Annotated in this window: 20 protein-coding genes; 12 read left to right on the top strand and 8 right to left on the bottom strand. The window is 40.6% G+C overall.

Features of this window, described 5'->3' with window-relative positions:
- Window positions 1-147 precede the first annotated feature (147 nt).
- From ABT310_RS00930 to trxB, 9 genes are all read left to right on the top strand, one after another.
- Complete coding sequence (locus tag ABT310_RS00930; protein ID WP_375324895.1) at window positions 148-603, top strand: (2Fe-2S)-binding protein; 456 nt, start codon at window positions 148-150, stop codon at window positions 601-603.
- A gap of 16 nt (window positions 604-619) precedes the next feature.
- On the top strand, window positions 620-2,824 hold the full coding sequence (locus ABT310_RS00925) for a molybdopterin cofactor-binding domain-containing protein (RefSeq protein ID WP_375324894.1): 2,205 nt from the start codon (window positions 620-622) through the stop codon (window positions 2,822-2,824).
- A 463-nt stretch (window positions 2,825-3,287) separates the two neighbouring features.
- Window positions 3,288-4,742: an arginine decarboxylase gene (locus ABT310_RS00920; protein WP_375324893.1), complete on the top strand. Its 1,455-nt coding sequence runs from the start codon at window positions 3,288-3,290 to the stop codon at window positions 4,740-4,742.
- Between the two features lie 20 nt (window positions 4,743-4,762).
- The gene (speB, locus tag ABT310_RS00915; protein WP_375324892.1) at window positions 4,763-5,701 is read left to right on the top strand and encodes an agmatinase; all 939 of its coding nucleotides are present in this window, start codon (window positions 4,763-4,765) and stop codon (window positions 5,699-5,701) included.
- A complete protein-coding gene (locus ABT310_RS00910; RefSeq protein WP_375324891.1) occupies window positions 5,694-6,668 on the top strand; it encodes a deoxyhypusine synthase family protein in 975 nt (324 codons plus the stop codon). Before speB ends, ABT310_RS00910 begins: the two co-directional genes overlap by 8 nt.
- 3 nt (window positions 6,669-6,671) lie before the next feature.
- Window positions 6,672-6,986 (top strand): hypothetical protein, encoded by a 315-nt coding sequence (locus ABT310_RS00905; protein ID WP_375324890.1) that lies wholly within the window; start codon window positions 6,672-6,674, stop codon window positions 6,984-6,986.
- Window positions 6,987-6,997: 11 nt separating this feature from the next.
- On the top strand, window positions 6,998-7,801 hold the full coding sequence (locus tag ABT310_RS00900; RefSeq protein WP_375324889.1) for an RMD1 family protein: 804 nt from the start codon (window positions 6,998-7,000) through the stop codon (window positions 7,799-7,801).
- Between the two features lie 9 nt (window positions 7,802-7,810).
- Entirely contained in the window at window positions 7,811-9,184 is a 1,374-nt protein-coding gene (gene rimK, locus ABT310_RS00895; protein WP_375326131.1) for a 30S ribosomal protein S6--L-glutamate ligase, read from the top strand.
- 546 nt (window positions 9,185-9,730) lie between these two features.
- Entirely contained in the window at window positions 9,731-10,699 is a 969-nt protein-coding gene (gene trxB / locus ABT310_RS00890; RefSeq protein ID WP_375324888.1) for a thioredoxin-disulfide reductase, read from the top strand.
- Between the two features lie 66 nt (window positions 10,700-10,765).
- Here the strand turns inward: trxB and ABT310_RS00885 are convergent, their stop codons facing one another.
- The 8 genes from ABT310_RS00885 to ABT310_RS00850 all read right to left on the bottom strand — a co-directional run bounded on the left by ABT310_RS00885 (window position 10,766) and on the right by ABT310_RS00850 (window position 18,107).
- On the bottom strand, window positions 10,766-11,209 hold the full coding sequence (locus ABT310_RS00885; protein WP_375324887.1) for a hypothetical protein: 444 nt from the start codon (window positions 11,207-11,209) through the stop codon (window positions 10,766-10,768).
- Between the two features lie 204 nt (window positions 11,210-11,413).
- Window positions 11,414-12,454 (bottom strand): aminotransferase class I/II-fold pyridoxal phosphate-dependent enzyme, encoded by a 1,041-nt coding sequence (locus ABT310_RS00880; RefSeq protein ID WP_375324886.1) that lies wholly within the window; start codon window positions 12,452-12,454, stop codon window positions 11,414-11,416.
- A complete protein-coding gene (locus ABT310_RS00875; RefSeq protein ID WP_375324885.1) occupies window positions 12,454-13,464 on the bottom strand; it encodes a dipeptide epimerase in 1,011 nt (336 codons plus the stop codon). Before ABT310_RS00875 ends, ABT310_RS00880 begins: the two co-directional genes overlap by 1 nt.
- Before the next feature lie 108 nt (window positions 13,465-13,572).
- Window positions 13,573-14,295 carry a head GIN domain-containing protein gene (locus tag ABT310_RS00870; RefSeq protein WP_375324884.1) on the bottom strand — a complete coding sequence of 241 codons (723 nt, stop codon included), beginning with the start codon at window positions 14,293-14,295 and terminating at the stop codon, window positions 13,573-13,575.
- A gap of 184 nt (window positions 14,296-14,479) precedes the next feature.
- Window positions 14,480-16,210, bottom strand: coding sequence for a PspC domain-containing protein (locus ABT310_RS00865; RefSeq protein WP_375324883.1), 1,731 nt, complete (start codon window positions 16,208-16,210; stop codon window positions 14,480-14,482).
- A gap of 9 nt (window positions 16,211-16,219) precedes the next feature.
- Entirely contained in the window at window positions 16,220-16,549 is a 330-nt protein-coding gene (locus ABT310_RS00860; RefSeq protein ID WP_375324882.1) for a PadR family transcriptional regulator, read from the bottom strand.
- A gap of 275 nt (window positions 16,550-16,824) precedes the next feature.
- Window positions 16,825-17,625 (bottom strand): nuclear transport factor 2 family protein, encoded by an 801-nt coding sequence (locus ABT310_RS00855; protein ID WP_375324881.1) that lies wholly within the window; start codon window positions 17,623-17,625, stop codon window positions 16,825-16,827.
- The gene (locus ABT310_RS00850; protein ID WP_375324880.1) at window positions 17,625-18,107 is read right to left on the bottom strand and encodes a DUF4870 domain-containing protein; all 483 of its coding nucleotides are present in this window, start codon (window positions 18,105-18,107) and stop codon (window positions 17,625-17,627) included. The genes ABT310_RS00855 and ABT310_RS00850 overlap by 1 nt, the downstream gene beginning before the upstream one ends.
- 168 nt (window positions 18,108-18,275) lie before the next feature.
- On the opposite strand from ABT310_RS00850, the gene ABT310_RS00845 reads away from it, so the two are divergent.
- The 3 genes from ABT310_RS00845 to ABT310_RS00835 all read left to right on the top strand — a co-directional run bounded on the left by ABT310_RS00845 (window position 18,276) and on the right by ABT310_RS00835 (window position 20,194).
- Window positions 18,276-18,737, top strand: a complete 462-nt coding sequence (locus ABT310_RS00845; protein WP_375324879.1) for a DUF4442 domain-containing protein — start codon at window positions 18,276-18,278, stop codon at window positions 18,735-18,737.
- Window positions 18,738-18,808: 71 nt separating this feature from the next.
- The gene (locus ABT310_RS00840) at window positions 18,809-19,309 is read left to right on the top strand and encodes a hypothetical protein (RefSeq protein WP_375324878.1); all 501 of its coding nucleotides are present in this window, start codon (window positions 18,809-18,811) and stop codon (window positions 19,307-19,309) included.
- Between the two features lie 84 nt (window positions 19,310-19,393).
- Window positions 19,394-20,194: a TIGR00266 family protein gene (locus tag ABT310_RS00835; protein ID WP_375324877.1), complete on the top strand. Its 801-nt coding sequence runs from the start codon at window positions 19,394-19,396 to the stop codon at window positions 20,192-20,194.
- Window positions 20,195-20,452 lie beyond the last annotated feature (258 nt).

Genomic DNA, 20,452 nt, shown 5'->3' with positions numbered 1-20,452 from the left:
TGACCAAAATAGCCACATTATTATTTATAATGAGTTTATTTAAAGGGGGTGTTTCTTAAAATTACTGTTAATCTTTTTAAGAGGTTTGATTTATGTAATTACCTTAAAGGGTAATTTTCTGTAATTTAGAAGAACTTAATTAACAACATGGCAACTTTTACACTAAACATCAACGGACAAAAGCAAGAAGTAGATGTAGACCCATCTACCCCTATGCTTTGGGTTTTACGTGACCATTTAAACTTGGTCGGAACAAAATATGGATGCGGAATTGCCCAATGCGGGGCATGCACCATTCACATGGACGGAACTGCAACTCGAGCATGTATGCTTACTGTTTCATCTGTGGGAAATTCAGAAATCACAACCATCGAAGGATTGTCGGAAGAAGGCGACCACCCAGTACAACAAGCCTGGTTGGAAGTGGATGTACCCCAATGCGGGTATTGTCAAGCAGGTCAAATTATGACAGCATCTGCACTTTTGGAGAAGAACCCTAACCCAACTGACGAAGAAATTGAAATGGCCATGAACGGCAACATCTGCCGTTGCGGAACTTATACCAGAATTAAAAAAGCCGTTAAACTAGCGGCCAAATCATAATCCAAAAACGACTATAATGACACTTGTAAAGACTAAAATAGGACGACGTGCCTTTATTCGAAATACAGGATTGGCCAGTGGTGGACTTGTGATTGGGTTTAACTGGTTGGCTTCTTGTAAAATGACACCCGAACAGGTTAGCAGCTTGCCCAAAGAGTGGTTCGAACTTAACGGTTTCCTTAAAGTAGGGGATAATGGAATGGTGACCATAATGTCTCCCAATCCAGAAATTGGACAGAACGTAAAAACATCCATGCCTATGATCGTGGCCGAAGAGCTCGATGTGGCTTGGAAAGATGTGATGGTGGAGCAAGCGCCATTAAATACCGATATTTTCACCAGACAATTAGCGGGAGGGAGCCAATCTATCCGACAAGGATGGGAGAGCCTTCGTATGGCCGGTGCTACAGCAAGACAAATGCTAAAAGAAGCTGCAGCTCAGGCATGGGGTGTCCCTGCGGAAGAAATTACCACGAAAGCAGGAATTTTAACCCACGAGGCAAGTGGCAATTCTGCCGGTTATGGCGAAATGGCTTCTGCTGCTGCGTCCATCGAAGTTCCTGAAGAAGTACAATTAAAAGAGACCAAGGATTTCTCGATTATTGGGACCGACACCAAAAATGTGGACGGCAAGAAAATTGTGACCGGACATCCATTATATGGATTGGATGTGAACAAAGAAGGAATGCTTACAGCTATGATTGTGCATCCACCTGCATTTGGCATGACCTATAAAAGTATGAATGCCGATGCTGTAAAATCCATGCCGGGCATCAAAGATGTTTTTCATTTTGAGGTGTATCCCGAAGGCATTGAAAAACAATGGTCAGACGGAGGTGGTATTCCAGAATTGGTTGCGATAGTTGGTGATAGCACTTGGCAATGTATGCAAGCCAAAAAAGCATTGGAAGTGGAATGGGAGCAAAGCTCCAAAGCGGAGAGCACTGCTTATCACAATGAAGAATTACTAGCATTATTGGAGAAACCAACGGAAACACCTGCCCGTAAAGACGGCGATGTGGATGCAGCGTTTAAAAACGCGGCCAAAATTGTGGAAAGCACCTATTCGGCACCCTATTTGGCACACAATACCATGGAGCCCATGAATTTCTTTGCCCATGTAACGCCAGAAAAAGCCGAATTGTTGGGGCCTATTCAAACACCAGAATTTGCAGAGAAAACCGTGGCTGCCCGATTGGGTATGCCCGTTGAGAAAATTGATATTATGATGACCCGTATGGGAGGAGGTTTCGGTCGTCGTTTGTATGGTCCGTTTGTGATTGAAGCAGCAGTGATTTCACAAAAAATGAATGCACCCATTAAGTTGGTGTACACTCGAGAAGACGATATGACCCAAGGCACCTACCGTCCATCATACAAGGTAAAATATAGAGCAGGCCTGGATGCCGATGGAAATTTGATTGCTTGGCATGTGCGCGGAGCGGGAACCAACGACTCTTTGGTTTTTGAAAACCGTTTCCCTGCAGGAGCAGTAGATAACTATTTGGCTGAAAAACATACCTTGGCAACGAATGTAACCACAGGCGCATGGCGTGCTCCGCGATCCAATTTTATCGCGGGTGCAGAACAAGCTTTTATGGATGAGGTCGCCGAAGCATCTGGTAAAGACCCTATCGAATTTCGATTGGAGCTGTTTGATCGTGCCATTAACAATCCAGTGGGTGACCCAGAACAAAACGATTACGACCCTGAGCGCTATGCCGGAGTGTTGAAATTGGTCAAGGAAAAATCCGATTGGGCCAATAGCAATGGAAAGGCGAGGGGAGTTTCAGCCTATTATTGTCACAATTCTTATGTGGCCCAAGTATTGGACTTGGAAGATGGAGGTGGAGATATGCCACGTGTGGACAAAGTGTACTGTGCAGTGGATTGTGGTATTGTGATTAACCCACTAGGTGCCAAAAACCAAATTGAGGGAGGTATTATTGACGGTGTTGGACATTCAACATTTAGTGCCATGTCTTTCAAAGATGGTAAGCCGGAACAAAGTAATTTTGATAGCTACCGATTGATTCGCCATTCTGAAGCACCAAAAAATATTGAGGTTCATTTTGTGGATAATGGCATAGATCCAACTGGTTTGGGAGAGCCATCATTGCCACCGGTTGTTGCAGCACTTTCGAATGCACTTTATAAAGCAACAGGAAGACGTTATTACAATCAGCCCTTCATCAACGAACGACCACCATTGGTAGGTTAAAATAAAGGGGTTGTAAAAGTGAAACAAAAAGATGGTTGTTAGGAGTTTTCCAACGACCATTTTTTTATTATTAAGTTGAATATTAAAATTAAATATTTGTAAAGTTCTGAATAACAGTTTTTTATAAGGATGAAATTTTCATGTAAAAAAAGTTGTTGTATTCATTTTTTATTTATGTTTGCCCCACAAATGAGTCCAGAATAACAGGGCGCATTGCCTATAAGCTTTGAAAACTTTTTTCATATTCGGGCTTTTGGGGATAAGGAAGTCTACCCAAAAAGCCGTCTTAAGTATAGGACACCGAATACTAGGGCTGACTTCCGAAAAACAACACTTTTTTAGCCGTGATTTCTCACGGACTCCTTACTTTGTACCCTATACAGTATTTGAATTTCGCATCTGAAAAATTGCTATTCCAGAACAATTTTCTTTTAGCTATTAATTACATTTTTTCGAAATTCAAATGAAAACCAAATACATCGATTTAATCGAGCAAACCTATGATTTTCCACAGGAGGAATTTCAATTGGAAGACAATAAATTACAGTTTCACGGAGTAGACCTTAATGGTTTGGTTCAACAATATGGCGCACCATTAAAGTTTACTTATTTGCCCAAAATTTCCGATAATATTCAACGGGCAAAGGGTTGGTTCAATGCGGCCATTGAAAAACACAACTATGCCGGTAAATACCACTATTGCTATTGTACAAAGAGCTCTCATTTTGAACATGTATTGAATGAGGCCCTTAAAAACGATATCCATATAGAAACATCATCTGCCTTTGATATTGATATTGTACAGCATCTAAAGAAAAATGGGAAAATCACTAAGGACACTTTTGTGATTTGTAATGGTTTTAAAAGAGACCAGTACATTCAAAATATTGCCGGTTTGATCAATGGAGGGCATAACAACTGTATTCCAATTATTGATAACTACGAAGAAATTGACCTTTTAGGGAAATCCATAGAAGGAAAGTTTAAAATCGGTATTCGTATTGCGTCGGAGGAAGAGCCAAAGTTTGAGTTCTATACCTCAAGATTGGGAATAGGGTACAAAAACATTGTTCCTTTTTACAATCAATCCATTAAAACCAATCCTCAAGTTGAATTGAAGATGCTTCATTTCTTCATCAACACTGGCATAAGGGATACGGCCTATTATTGGAACGAATTACAAAAATGTTTACGAGTATACATCAACCTTAAAAAAGTATGTCCTACTTTGGATAGCTTGAACATTGGTGGAGGATTCCCAATAAAGAATTCCTTGGCTTTTGAATATGATTATGCCTATATGGTAGATGAGATCATCAATCAGATTGGGCAAGCATGTGAAGAAGCAGGAGTGGATGTGCCAAACATTTTTACCGAATTTGGGAGCTTTACTGTTGGCGAAAGCGGGGGGACCATTTATGAGATCCTTTATCAAAAACAACAGAACGACCGTGAAAAATGGAATATGATCAACTCTTCCTTTATCACTACCATGCCCGATTCTTGGGCCATTAGTAAAAGGTTTATTATGTTGCCCATTAACCGTTGGAACGAAGAATACGAGCGTGTGTTGTTAGGTGGTCTCACTTGCGATAGTGATGATTATTACAACTCGGAACAGCACATGAACGCCATTTATCTGCCCAAATATAAAAAGGACAAGACCCTTTATATTGGATTTTTCAACACAGGGGCCTACCAAGAAACCATAGGTGGGTTTGGTGGCCTGCAACACTGTTTAATTCCACACCCCAAACACATATTGATCAATAGGGACGAAGATGGAAATATAGTAACCTCCATTTTTGCAGAACAGCAAACCGCCGGAGAGTTTTTATCCATTTTAGGATATGGAACCGAAAAAAATCCGACCACTATTCTTAAATCAAAAGAGTTGCCTGCACACAGCAAGAACTGATTGCATATTTTAACTTAAAAATGAAAACAACCAAAACATATGCCGGTATTCCAAAGGAATACGGCTCGGCCGAAAAGGCCAAAGTAGTGCTATTGCCCGTTCCCTATGATGGAACTAGTACTTGGGGGAAAGGGGCCGATAAAGGTCCGGAGGCCTTTTTGGAAGCTTCGGAAAATATGGAGACCTACGATATTGAAACCGATAGTGAGGTATACAAAGAAGGTATTTTTTTGGCCGATGCCATCGAAGACTTTGATAGTCCGGAAACTATGGTGAATGCTGTTCACAAAACGGTGAAGGAATACATTAAACGCAATAAATTAGTGACCATGGTGGGAGGGGAGCATTCCATTTCCATTGGGGCTATCCGCGCTTTTAATGAATGTTTTGATGATTTGACCGTGCTGCAACTGGACGCTCATACCGATTTGAGAAAAGAGTACAATGGCTCCAAATACAACCATGCCTGTGCCATGTTTGAGGCAAATGAGACCACAAACTTGGTGCAAGTTGGAATCCGTAGCATGGACTATTCGGAAACCTTGGTGATGGACAAGGACCAAGTTTTCTTTGCCCACGAAATGGTTACCGATGATTTTTGGATGGATACCGCCTTGGATTTAATGACAGACAATGTCTATATTACATTTGATTTGGATGCTTTAGATCCCTCGATTATGCCATCCACAGGAACTCCAGAGCCAGGCGGATTGTTTTGGTACGAGACCCTTGACTTTTTAAAAAGGGTTTTTGATGAGAAAAATGTAGTAGGTTTTGATATTGTGGAACTATGCCCGAACGATGTGGATAGGTCATCAGACTTTTTAGCGGCCAAACTCTACTACAAAATGTTGAGTTATAAATTTTTAAAAGAAACTGAATACGGTGAAGAAGGATTCGATAGCGGAAAATCCGACTATAAAAAATCCATTAACCAAATAGACGACTTCGATGAATAATAAAGGAGAAATATCACAATTCATACAAAAGTACTTTTTGCACTTTAACTCTGCTGCATTGGTAGATGCAGCTAAAGGGTATGAAGCGCAATTGGAACAAGGTTCCAAAATGTTGGTATCCTTGGCGGGAGCCATGAGTACGGCAGAACTGGGCAAAATTTTTGCGGAAATTATCCGTACCGATAAAGTTCATATCGTTTCCTGCACCGGTGCCAACCTAGAGGAAGACCTTATGAATTTGGTGGCACATTCGCATTACAAAAGAGTGCCCAATTATAGGGATTTGACCCCTCAGGAAGAATGGAATTTGTTGGAAAACGGTTTAAATCGCGTTACCGATACCTGTATTCCCGAAGAAGAAGCCTTCCGGCGCTTGCAAAAGCATATTTATGATATTTGGAAAGAGGCCGAAGAAAAAGGTGAGCGATACTTCCCTCATGAATTCATGTACAAATTGTTGTTGAGCGGGGTTTTGGAACAATACTATGAAATCGACATCAAAGATTCTTGGATGTATGCCGCTGCAGAAAAAAACCTTCCAATTGTGGTTCCAGGTTGGGAAGATAGCACCATGGGGAACATTTTCGCTAGCTATGTGATCAAAGGTGAGCTAAAAGCCAGTACCATGAAATCTGGGATTGAGTACATGACCTTCTTGGCCGATTGGTACATGAAAAACTCTGAAAAAGGAATTGGATTCTTCCAAATTGGAGGAGGTATCGCAGGAGATTTCCCGATTTGTGTAGTGCCTATGTTGTATCAAGATTTGGAACAGACCGAAACTCCTTTTTGGAGCTACTTTTGCCAAATTAGTGATTCCACAACAAGTTATGGATCCTATTCCGGTGCAGTGCCCAATGAAAAAATCACCTGGGGCAAATTGGATATCGATACCCCAAAATTTATAGTAGAATCTGATGCGACCATTGTGGCACCATTGATTTTTGCTTACCTCTTAAACATGTAGATCATGGGAAACAGACAAAATATTGCATTGAAAAGAGTAATCGTGGATTACAAAAAATTGGATAACCGCATGCTCAACCTATTGGTGGAAAAGTTTCCCGATGGTTACGACGACGACGATATCGTAACTTTTAGAAATGCCAATAACGAAGTGGTGGAATGTGTGGAGGTTCGTACCGAGGACACTGCCTATTTGGTGAAAGTGAGCAAAAGATTGGTAATGGCCATGGAGGATTTTGATGATTCTGACAACGAAGCTGATTCTGATACAGAATCTTCATTGGATACCGATGAATTGGAAAGCTCCGAGGAGGAGTAACGGTTTCATCTGTGGAAAAACAACTACATAACGAAAGTAAGGCCATTGCCTTGCATTTGGCCTCCAGCATTCACATTCCCGGCGTTAGAAAATCCATTCAAAAAGAGTTGGTTTTTGGCGACAGGGATGAACTTTTTTATTCTGAGCAAGGGTGTTATCTCTATATTTTTAAGTATGGAATAGTTTCATTTTTTGGTTATGATGATACCTCTATCAGTCAAATCTTAATGGAGTTGAAGCCTTTCTGTGAGGATTGGAGAGCATCGGATTTAACCGAAGATCTGTATGTGGAGTTGGTTTCCGATGTGACCAAAACAACAGTGTCAGGAAACAAAGTGGTTTTGCCAGCATCCAATGAAGAAGGCATGCGATTGACCCTTTTACACTTGTCACAATCTGTAGCGTTGGATTATTTTGCCGGGCTCTCGGAACAAATTATGAAGGAAACCAGGGCGCACACCTCCTATTTGGAAGAAAATGGAAAACTGGATTTGGGCGGAAAGGCCTTAAAGAAACACATTGCCAGAGTCTTGAACATTAACAACCAAATCTCGGAGAACCTTTATATTTTTGATTCCCATGAAGTAGCTTGGGAAGATGGGGAACTCGACCGATTGGATAAGGCCCTTAAACAAATCTTTGATTTAAAAGAACGTTACCGGACCATAAAAGAACAAGGGAACATTATAAAAGAAAACCTGAGCTTGTTCAAGGATATAATGGATCATAGGGAAAGTAGCAGGCTGGAATGGATTATTATTATCTTAATTTTGGTCGAGGTGATGGATTTGTTTATCATGCGATTAGTAACTTAAAAAAAATACATTTTGGACAACTTAAAGATATTGGGTACAGAAGAATGGTGCCGTTTTGAAGAAATGGGGATACCGGCCATTAAAGCACGTGTAGATTCTGGCGCAAAAACATCATCGATTCAAGCCAATAAAATTAAGATTTTCAGCAAGGGATTGGAGCAATGGGTGCGATTTGAGGTGAATCCCTTGCAAGACAACCGTAGCATTTCCATTTTGTGTCAAGCTAAACTGGTCGATACACGTAACGTAAAAAGTTCACAAGGTATTTCTGAAGAAAGGCCCGTGGTCAAAACCCATGTAAATATTGGGGGCAATATCCAAGAAATTGAATTGACCTTGGCCAATAGGGATACCATGGAATACCGCATGTTATTGGGGCGTGAAGCCATCAATGAAAGATATTTGGTGGATCCCTCCAAAAGTTTTTGTCAAGGAGAAATTTCCGATGAGGAACTTGAAATAATGTACAAGCCCTTTATGCCCGAAAAATCGGGACTGACGATTGGGTTGTTGGCAAGCAATCCCAACTTGTACAGCAATAAAAGAATTGTAGAGGCCGGCGAAATGCGCGGTCATAAGGTGGTTTTCCTTAATGTGGAACACGCGTATATGAAATTGGATGCAAGTACGCCCGAAATCCGATATAGGGGAGGGAACATTCTAGATAAGTTCGATGCAGTGATTCCCAGAATTAAACCGGCAGTCACCTTCTATGGGTGTGCACTTTTACGACAGTTTGATACCTTGGGGGTATATTGTTTAAATTCAGCGGATTCGATAAGTAAATCAAGAGATAAACTTTTTGCTTCCCAATTGTTTTCCAAAAACGACATTCATATTCCGACAACAGGTTTTGCCAAATCACCCATGGATACCAAAGACCTTATCCGTATGGTCAATGGAGCTCCATTGATTATCAAACTATTGGAAAGCACCCAGGGTAAGGGAGTTGTTTTGGCCGAGACCAATAAAGCGGCTGAGAGTGTAATCAATGCCTTTAAAAGTGTTCAAACCAACATTTTGGTGCAAGAATTTATCAAAGAAGCCAATGGACAAGATATTCGTTGCTTTGTGGTAAACGGAAAAGTGGTGGCCTCCATGCAGCGACAAGCTCAAAAAGGCGAGTTTAGGGCCAATATTCACCAAGGTGGAGCGGCATCCAAGATAAAAATCACCCCAGAAGAACGTAAATTGGCCATTAAAGCGGCCAAAGTCTTTGATTTGGCTGTTGCCGGGGTAGATATCATCCGTTCCAATAAAGGGCCTTTATTGTTGGAGGTAAATTCATCGCCAGGATTGGAGGGTATCGAAAACACTACAGGCAAGGACATTGCCAATATAATGATTGAAACCATCGAGAAAAAGTTGAAGTACAGTTTGTAGTACAATAGATGCTGCACCTGTAGCATTCCAACATTTGATTGCTATTTGTAATATTTTCCTACACGGCACTTCAAAATCTCAAATATAAACTGAAAAGGGGCATCCGTTAACGGAGAAGCCCCATTGGTTAATTCACCCACTTTCTTTTGGTGCAACCGTAGTATGTTTGTTACCAGATAACGAAAAGCATTATAGCAATAAAAGAAAAACCTCTGAATAGGATGGGGTGATTATAGGGTACTATGTGTTCTTTACCTAATATCTTATTTAAAAATAGAGGTTCCGTTACGCCAAGGGATTTTTGAGGTTGAGTCTCTTGGTGGTAACGGTTTTATAAGCTCAAATCTAAGTTCCCTTAAATTTGACCTACTTTTTTTCGGAAAGGAGCCATTTTAATGGCTCCTTTTTACTTTCAATAAACCAAGCATCAAGACTTTCTTGGTTTATCCCCAATTGTTTACAACTTTTAAAAGGCTCGTATTGTCGTCATTGTAAGTTTTTTATCAAAAAAGCTACTTTTGTAAGGTAACAGTAGATTAGAATTATATGTCAGAACAAGTGGAAAGAATTAAGACGTTGATCATTGGGTCGGGTCCTGCAGGATATACGGCCGCTATATATGCCTCTAGAGCAGATTTAAAACCGGTAATGTATACGGGAATGGAGCCAGGTGGACAATTGACCACCACCACGGAAGTAGATAACTTTCCCGGGTACCCTGAAGGAATCGATGGACCCACCATGATGATGCAGTTGCAACAACAAGCAGAACGATTTGGTACTGATGTGCGCATTGGAATGATCACGGCCGTTGATTTTAGCGATGAAGTTGGTGGGATTCATAAACTTACAGTAGATGATTCAAAAGAAATCGAAGCGGAAACTGTAATTATTTCAACAGGGGCTTCTGCCAAATATTTAAATATTCCCAGCGAACAGCGTTTAAGGGGCGGAGGAGTTTCGGCCTGTGCGGTTTGTGATGGTTTCTTTTATAAAGGACAAGAAGTGGCAATCGTTGGAGCAGGTGATACTGCAGCCGAAGAAGCTTCGTATTTGGCCAATATCTGTAAAAAAGTGACCATGTTGGTACGTAAGGACCACATGCGTGCTTCCAAAGCCATGCAGCACCGTGTGAACAGTATTGAAAATATTGAGGTAAAATACAATACCGAAGTCGATGAGGTATTGGGTGATCAAGTGGTTGAAGGTTTGCGAATGGTAAACAATCAAACTGGTGAGAAAGAAGAAATTGCCATTACCGGATTGTTTATTGCAATTGGTCACAAACCCAACACCGATATTTTTAAGGGACAATTGGACATGGATGAAACGGGATACATTATCACCCAGCCTACATCCACCAAAACCAATAAACCAGGGGTTTTTGCCAGTGGCGATGCCCAAGACAAAATCTACAGACAGGCAGTTACCGCAGCGGGAACAGGTTGTATGGCCGCTTTGGACGCTGAAAGATATCTTGCGGCAGTAGAAAGCAAAGAGGTCATGGCTTCCTAAACCATAATAAAAGGATGAAAAAAAAAGGCACTGAAATTTCAGTGCCTTTTTTTGTTGAATGTCAACTCAATCAATCCGCTTGTAATTCTCTGAAAAGGTTCGGTTGCCATCAGCATCTACTGAAATTTGGCTAAATGTGTTTTTGGTAATCACCAGTTCAAATTTAAAATTCCGCATGGTGTCCAAGGCTTTCATCATATTGTCGTCTCCATATTCGATGACTTCGATTAAGGAGTCGTTGGTAACCCGGTAAGATCCATATCCGAATCGCCCATTGGGGTCGTCCGGGACATAGCGGGTCCACATAATTTTATTCTTCGAATACATCTTAACTTGTCGGTACCCATCCGATTTGGTGATCGTATCCGTAATGTTCACACCGTCGTAGTTGTAAAAACTTTGAAGCTCCCATGTTCCCTCAATGGATGGACGGTTGGTTTCTAAAGTCTTAAAACTTCCGGTCATTAAGAAAACAAAAACAATTGCTAATAATAAAACAGATTTTTTCATAATGCCCTACTTTTTTATTCTGGATTAGATTACTAAAAAGTTAAGAATAAATTTTAACATTTTTAAAAAAGAAGGGGTAAATATTGAGTATGTGCTATTTTTTGTGTATCAAAAATGATAAAACGTTAATCAGTTAGAAGTTTTTAAGCTTGAAAAGTTCGTTAGGGTTATGTTGAATTGCTAAAGTCGGATTGCAAGGGTTGACTAAATCAAAGAATTGATGCAAACGGCCAATCTTTGTACATCTTCATTTTGGTGATAGGCACTTAAAACAATTCTACTGACCAAAGGGCCAGAATCATCGGGATACCTGAAATTGGTAAAAAGAAATCCTTCAGCTTCCAATGCTTTGGCCACTGCATTATTGGTGAATTCAAAAGTGGGATGCCCTTCTAAATGATTAAAAAAATCAGGCTGTTTCAATTCGTTTTTGAACGAGACATAATTTCTTCGGAGTGTTGCCAATCTTTGTGCATATATATTTTGGGCATTTAATAATGTGCCCATAAATGCGGGTGATGCGGGACTCGCTCCCCCAAAAAATGCAGTACTTTTTAAGGCTATAATATCCTCTTCGTCTCCAAAAACAGCTCCAGCTTGAATCCCTAATGCTTTACCCAATGAACAACAGACCAAAAGCTTGGAAGGACTCAATTTTTTTAAAAACTGATATGCTCCGTTTCCAGAAGGTCCAATTACTCCGATTCCATGAGAATCATCTCCAATTAAAATCACCTTGTCCAGGGGAATTTCTTGTAATACTTCAAAACTTGGAAACATGGCATCTTCAAAATCGATGGTATCAAAAAGAATGACGGGTGTTTTGCCATCCGCAACTTCTGCCTTCACACGTTTTTTTAAAGACTCAATCGAATCAACCTTGAATACGCCTTGGGTATGTAGTGCTATATGCGAGTTTGGCGTAGCAAATAATGGGTGTCCAAGCTTTAAATAGGTTAGAATAAGCAATTGAGCGGCCAAATAACCGGAGGACATGGTTAAACAGGCCCCGCTGCCCACCCAATGGGCCAAATTATTTTCAGCTTTTGAGTACACATCCAAGGCAACATTGGCCTTTCTTGAAGCTCCATAGTGCAAACCATTTTGCTCCATTTGTTGAACAAATAATTGTTTGAAAGGAGGGTAATCTTGAACTCCCAAATAAGCAGTGCCTCCAAAATAGAGATAGGGTTTCCCATCAACAATAACCTCACGATTCGGTATGTTGGGCAAATTGTGGGCCATTACAATAATTGGATTCCGCTACCGGGCAATGTTGGGAAAATAACTTCACCGTTTTCCAAAATGGTTACCCCACTGGCAATATCTTCCCTTAAAAGCATGGCACCATCCATATCCACATAATCCAATTGCGGTAAAAGTTGTGCTATGGCCGAAATACCTACGGTAGATTCGGTCATACAGCCCACCATCAATTGAAGTCCCAATTCCCGACCTTTTTGTATCATGCGTCGGGCAGGGGTAAGGCCGCCACATTTGGTCAGTTTAATATTGATACCATGAAAATAAGGACCACACTGTTCCACATCCGATTCCACAATACAACTTTCATCGGCAATTACAGGCAAAACAGATTGTTCCCGAACCAGGTTCATGCCTTCCCAATCATCTGCCTTTAATGGTTGCTCTAAAAATTCTACCCCCAGTTCCTTTAGGATTGGTGCATTTTTGATGGTTTCTTCGGCTGTCCAAGCGGTATTGGCATCTATTCTAAAAATAGCATCGGTATATTTTCTGAGTTCTTTTACAATGGCAACATCTTCTTTGGTGCCCAATTTAATCTTGTACACAGGCCACGGTTTTTCTTTTAATTTTTCCACCATTTTTTCTATGCTAGCGATTCCGATGGTATAATTGGTGGTAGGGTAGTGGCTGTTGTCGGTGCCCCAAAGTTCATATAAGGGCTTTCCTTTTAGCTTGCCATAAAGGTCGTTGGCTGCCAAATCCAATGCACAAAGTGTAAACTTATGTAACCCCATCGACTCCAAGTGCTCATAAAAGTTTTCGGGAGTGTCCAATTCATAAGTCTCTATAGCGGCTCTGTTCGATTCAATTTCGGCCATCATTTTTTCGATGGTGATGCCGTAATAAGGGTTGGATGTAGCCTCACCGTAGCCCGTCTTTCCATTTAAGGACAAACAAACGATCAAGGTATCTTGCTCATCACGGGATTCTCTGGATATGGTAAAGGTATGGGCAAGTTTTAGGGTGTACTTTTTTAGGGCTATCTGCATGGGTCAAAATAATATTGAATCCTGCTAAGATAGAATTTCGGGTAAACATATTAAAGACAAAAGCCCACTGAAAATTCAGCGGGCCATTGCATATTAAAGGGAATTGGATTAATATTTGCTCACACTTCCGGAAACCGATTTTTTGGTTTGTACACTTGGGTCTCCAGAGTATCTAATATCGGCTCCGCTGCTGGCATCGGCCACTAACGATTCCGAAACATTTACGGAAATATCTGCTCCACTACTGGCATCGGCATTACATCTTTTTACCACCAAATCGCTGGCCTTAATGTCGGAACCACTACTGGCATCGGCATAAAGCATATCAGCTTTTCCCGAAACCCTAATGTCGGCTCCACTGCTGCAATCTGCAGAAACTTCTCCGGCAACAAGCTCCACCTGAAGGTCGGCACCACTACTGGCATCCAGTTCTATTCTTTCAGACTCTACCACGTTTTGAGCAATTAAATCGGCTCCACTTGAACTTTCCAATGCGGAAATTTCAGGAAGGGTTACATAAACGTTCTTGGTGGCTCTGCCAATGTTTTCAATGGCATGAATTTTTAACCTGCCGTCTCTTACATCCGTTCCGATAAGGTCGATAATGTTTTCATCGGCCTCTATAGAAATTTTGTATTCCGACCCTTGGGTCACAAATACATCGATACCTTCCGATGCCGAAACAATGGTAAAGTTTTCATCTATGTTTCGGGTTTCTTCCACTATTTGTCCGTTACCGGTTTTGCCGTTGCCAAAGTTCATATCCATCATACATGAGGAGGCAAATAGGGATAAAAGTACAGCGATGGCTAATCTTGCTAGTGTTGTCATGATTGTTGTTTTTTAAAGCTCAGCTCGTCTGGATTTCTTCTCCGCTTTGCTGGGCGTTTGTTTTAGATTGATTTTGTTGTTTTTTGATTGATGCTCAACTGAAATTCAGTGTAAATGTCTGTTTCTATATTAGTTTATGGTATAAAAAGCGACCGAATTGATGAATTCCATTACTCAACTGTAATTAGTCTTTCGCTTTTACCTTTATACCATCTTCATTAATTTTCATTTGAAAGGAATCGGATTCGTCCTTAATGTCTATGTCGATTCCATCTTCATTGATGATGATCTTGTTCTTGCCATGAGCCTCTTCATCATCAGCATTGTTTTCTGGGCAATCCAGACATTTCAACTCACCGTCCATATCCATTTTCCAAAAATGACCGATAATACTGCTTCGGTAGTAATCTTGGTCGTTGCTGATGCCACGGCCAATATGTCCTCTGGTTGATTCCTCAAAGCGGACTACGGTACCTTCTGGAATGTAAATGGTGGTGGTCACTTCTTGGTGTCTGGCCTTGTTGGAGGTATCTGTTGTCAAATACTCGTCCAAAATGATTTCATTGCCTGAAACCTCATAACCATATTCAATATTTTTGGCCCTATCGCGAGCAGCCAAGGAAGTGCTACCGTTGGCATCTTTACGAACGGTAATGTTCACCAAGCTGTCTTCCGACTTTCTCATTTTGATTTCTACTTCATCAGAAATCAAGATTCGTTGGTCGTTTTCATCATAGGTAAAGGTCATTCTTCCAAAATGAACATCCTCCCTGCTATATATATATCCGTTTTCCTTCATTTTAATGACCAAAGTGTCCGTTGGGTTTTGAAGGGCCATTTGGTTTTTCTCGTGTACACTTCCCGTATTGGAAAACTCGGCTGCCTGACGGACCCCAAAGGCAATCAACAGTCCTACAGAGATCAGCCAGAGTCCCAATAAGGAAAATTTGGCAATGTTTCCGATAGATTTAAGGTTGGTCACCAAAATCTTCAAACCTAAATACAGGAGAAAGAAGAATGGTATACCGACCGCAAAGAACAACAGAATGGAAACCAACCAAACGGGTGCTCCTGTGGTGTTTACAATTTCATAGAAATCCACACCAGGAAAATGTACGGCATCGAACAGACCTACAGTGAACAGTGCAAAGAACAATCCCACCAAAGTGGCCGCACCAATAATGATCAATAGTATGCCAATGAACTTGCCGAATATCTTGAAAAGAAACATGATAATGTCCCCGATGGTATCAAAAAAGGTCTTGGAGCTGCTTTTTACCTTGTCGCCCACTTTATCGTAGTCAACACTTTTAACCTTGTCTGCAACATCATCAAACCCCTCTTTAACCTTGCGTTCTATATTGCTGATGTTGATAGGCTCTCCCCGCATGTCCAATTTTTGCGAGGTGGTAATGGCTTCGGGCACCAAAATCCAAAGTAGAATGTAGGCAATCAGTCCAAAACCACTGGTAAATACGGCCAATAGGATAAAAATCAATCGAATCCAAAGTGCGTCTATACCTAAATAGTGTTCCAGTCCGGCACAAACACCTCCAATATATTTATGATCAATATCTCGGTATAGTTTTTTGCCTTTTGGAGCGCTGCTTTGGGTGTGGGATTTTTTTGGTTCGTCCTCAAAAATATCCTCATCTACCATATAATCTTCGGGCTGTCCCATTACGTTGATCACTTGATCTACTTCTTTATGGGTGATCACTTGGCGCTCGTTCTCCATTTTTTCAAGGAAAAGCTCGGCAATCCGTGCCTCGATATCGGCAATGATCTCGTCGCTGCCCGCTGTACCTGCAAAGGACCTTTTTATGGACTCGAGGTACCGTCTCAGCTTATTATACGCGTCGTCGTCTATGTGGAAGAGCGTATTGGCTAAATTTATATTTACTGTCTTGTTCATTTTTTGATTCTATTTTGTGTTGGTTACCAGATTAACTGCATTTCTAAGTTCATCCCAAGTGCCGTTGAGTTCTTTTAGGAACAAACGGCCTGTTTCGGTCAACGCATAATATTTGCGTGGAGGCCCAGAGGTGGATTCTTCCCAACGGTAGTTGAGCAATCCGGCATTCTTTAGCCTTGTGAGCAATGGGTATATGGTACCTTCCACTACTAACATCTTTGCGTCCTTTAAGGCTCCCAGAATTTCAGAGGCATACTTGTCGTCATCCCTAAGAATGGACAAGATACAGTACTCTAGAACCCCCTTGCGCATTTGTGCTTTTGTGTTTTCTATGTTCATAATTTCATGGTTCTATTAAATTAACTGTTCGTTTTTGATGCACCAAACTTAGTTTGGTTTCGCCTCCACTCCATTCCCCTGAATTGGGCAGGGGAGTGGAAGCGGTTTTTTGATTGATGATGATTGATGCTTTTCGTTTTTTGATTGATGTTTAAACTCCTGTTTTTTTGATTGACCCTTCGACTACGCTCAGGGCATGTGATTAAACTATGTTTTTGATTGATATTGGTTGCGGAGGTGATTAGGCTCCTAATAAATTATTTAATGATTAATTCTTATTCTCTTTTGGCCTCGTCCACAACGGTATTGTCCTCTATAATCTGCATTTTAACAATGTTCCCACTTTCTGACGCTACAAACTTGAACAGAACCGGTCTTTCTTTCATAAAGAATGTATCTTCTGATTTAGGATAGAGGGTCGCTTGCATTTTTTCCGTTATAAGTAATAATGTCCCACTTTCTTTTTTGATTTGTACGCTACCTACTTGGGGCGAACTATAATTTCCTTCGTACTTGTTCAAAACAGAATCTGCTACTGAAATTACCTCGATTGTTTTGCCGTCAACCATTAAATGGTGATCATAGCTCAATTCTCGTTTTATTTTCCATGTTCCATCAACCAACATCCAAACATGGGTGAATTTCGCAACATCTCCTTTTTGGTATTCATTCTTGTCGTTTAAAAATTCAAACCTGTGTATACCGTGTTGAATTGCGCCATAAATAGCCCCATCTTTTTTAAGCGGATATACCTCAAGGCTTCCATCGATCAATATTCTTTTGGAATTTTGTGGTGCCGATGGGTCTCTTTTAGCACAATCTTCTCGTGTGGGTTTTAAAAATTCCGATCTCCCTTCTGTAAAACCACCTTTATCATGATAGAATTCAAAATCTTCAGTGAACAATGTCTCCATGGTTTCAATATCACAGCGGTTAAAAGCAGCATCGAACAACAAGCTATCCTTAGATTTAAGGGTTAAATAAAGTTCTGATGATGCTGGTTCTTGCGCTTGCACTTGCACAGTGAAAGACAATAGGAATGCGAATAATCCAAATATGTGAACAAATTGCTTCATTATTTAATGAATTTAATTGTGAATGGATATTTAAAATATTCTCCTTCGTTGGTTCTAATGGTAGCCAAAATGGTAAAAACAATGTTCACAACGGCCAATCCTACTTGAAATATCCCCGAAATACCAACGGGCCAGAACAAACGCCCAAATCTAAAGTCGTCACTGTCAATGTGGATGTTCAAATTGTTCAAGTTGCTCAATCGATGAAAACCAAAGAGGTCCCAATCGAACAAATCTGGCCAAAACCCAATAAAAAAGGGAATGGAAATTAAACCTGCAATAATAGAGTATAACAACATGCTAATTTGAAAGTTCAAGGCTTGTTTACCATTATAATCCACAAAGGCATGTTCCTTTTTGTTGGCGGTCCACAAGATCAGTGGAAGTATAAAATTTCCGAAGGGTATAAAATACTTCGAGAAGGTGGACGCGTGTATGATCGCGGATAAATTTCTTTCGTGTTTGGTTAAAGTCGATTCCATTTTTGATTGATGAATTTTAGTTGTAAAAAGGGTTAACCTATTAGCTTACCATGCAAATATATATCCAAAAGACAGTACTATGCAAAACAAAGTACCATATATTAACATAATTTTAACAATTATAGTGTGATTCATTTTACCTATTTTTAAGCCAATTAAACAAATGATATGGCACTGACTCCCAGTAAAATCAACACATTTACATTTTTAAAACTACCATCTGCGTGGTGGACGGGTGTTCGATTAACTTATATAGATGAACAAAAGGCAATTACTTCGGTTAAGCATCGCTGGGTGAATCAAAATCCATTTAAATCCATGTTTTGGGCCGTTCAAGGCATGGCGGCTGAGTTGAGCACAGGAGCATTGGTGATGAACGAAATCCAAAAAAGTGGTAAAAAAGTGTCCATGCTCGTGGCGAACAACAAAGCTACTTTTACCAAAAAAGCGACGGGTAGAATCACTTTTACCTGTGAAGATGGTGAACAAATTGCAGCTGCGATTCAAAAAACGGTGGAAACAGGCGAGGGACAAACTTGTTGGATGAAATCGGTGGGCGTAAACAAAGATGGGGTGGAGGTCTCTACTTTTCATTTTGAGTGGACCGTGAAGGTAAAAGGGTCATGGTAATGGTTATGGGTAAAGGGTGAAAAGGTTAATGGTTTTGGATAAAAGGTAAAAGATGGAACTAAAGGTTACTAATGAATCATAAAATTCTATTTGAGGAAAAGCAAAAGTTTACGCAATGGTGGCTTTTTTTGTTGTTGTGCCTCCCGTTGTTTGTGATTTTTTCCAGTTTTGATTGGAACCATGCTGCAGAAAACACAATTGATTCGGGGAATAGATCTTTTTCAATAACACTACCCGATGGCTTTTTTGTGATTCTAATCGTGGTGTTGTTAACGCTCATTTTCTTTAAGTATGCCAGTTTAACCGTTCAAATTGATAAGGAGAAAATTAGGATTAAGCATCTCGTATTTTACCGAAGAACCATTTATTGGAAAGATGTTCAAGCTGCGGAAATAGTTAAATATGGTTTTGTTGGTTATGGTATTCGCTTGAGTTTTAAACACGGCACCGTATATAATGTGAAAGGCAATAAGGGTTTGGAGATTACCTTTACAAATGGTTCAAAGTGTTTGATCGGTACCCAAAGGCCTGATGAACTTGCGGAAATTGCCAAAGAACAACTTAAGTTGTAACAAAACTAAACTTCTTTCTACCTATAGCTTGAAATCAAAAAACAGATGCCCAGTCAAGCTGGATATGAAAAAATCACAATTAATATGAATGCACACGAAATAGATTACCACATTTACGGCGAAGAAATGCAATATGTGGAAATAGAACTGGACCCACAAGAAGCTGTTGTTGCCGAGGCAGGCAGTTTTATGATGATGGATTCCGATATTAAAATGGACACCATTTTTGGTGACGGTTCCAACCAAGATACAGGGGTGTTGGGCAAATTGTTTTCTGCAGGGAAACGATTGCTCACAGGGGAGAGCCTTTTTATGACCGCTTTTTTAAATATTGGTCATGGAAAGAAGCAGGTAAGCTTTGCTTCACCTTACCCGGGAAAAATTGTTCCGATTGATCTTTCTGAAAAAGGAGGGAAGTTCATCTGTCAAAAAGATGCCTTTTTGTGCGCCGCCAAAGGTGTTTCTGTTGGAATTGAGTTTTCAAAACGCTTGGGACGAGGTTTTTTTGGCGGAGAAGGGTTTATTATGCAAAAATTGGAGGGTGACGGAATGGCGTTTGTGCATGCAGGAGGAACCATGGCGAAAAAGGTATTGGCACCCGGTGAAGTTTTAAAAGTAGATACAGGTTGTATTGTTGGGTTTTCCCAAACCGTAGATTACAATATTGAATTTATCGGTGGCATCCGAAACTCCGTATTTGGAGGGGAAGGACTTTTCTTTGCTACACTTCGTGGTCCTGGAACCGTTTATATTCAGTCCTTACCCTTTAGTAGATTGGCCAGCCGAGTTTGGGCCGCTGCTCCAAGAGGTGGCGGAAAAGACAAGGGCGAAGGCAGTATCTTAGGTGGCCTTGGTGATTTGTTGGATGGGGATAATAGATTCTAGTGGTCGGTAATTATTGTTTAGCTGTCAATTCGAGATGGTACCTGAGCGTAGTCGAAGGTGCTATCGGAAAATCTTTAATTAGGAGTCAGTAGTCAGTAGTCAGTAGTCAGTAGTCAGTAGTCGGGAGAGCCAAGGCTCAATGTCATTCTGAACGAAGTGTAGAATCTATTCTCACTCAACCATGATTAAAATGACTCAGCTCAAAAATGATTGATACACGTCATGCTGAACTTGTTTCAGCATCTCATCAAAAAATGG

Source organism: Flagellimonas cixiensis, assembly GCF_042134615.1.
GTDB lineage: Bacteria > Bacteroidota > Bacteroidia > Flavobacteriales > Flavobacteriaceae > Flagellimonas > Flagellimonas cixiensis.
Note: the sequence above shows the minus strand (reverse complement) of the source record. Positions and strands in the feature narration are given on the sequence as shown.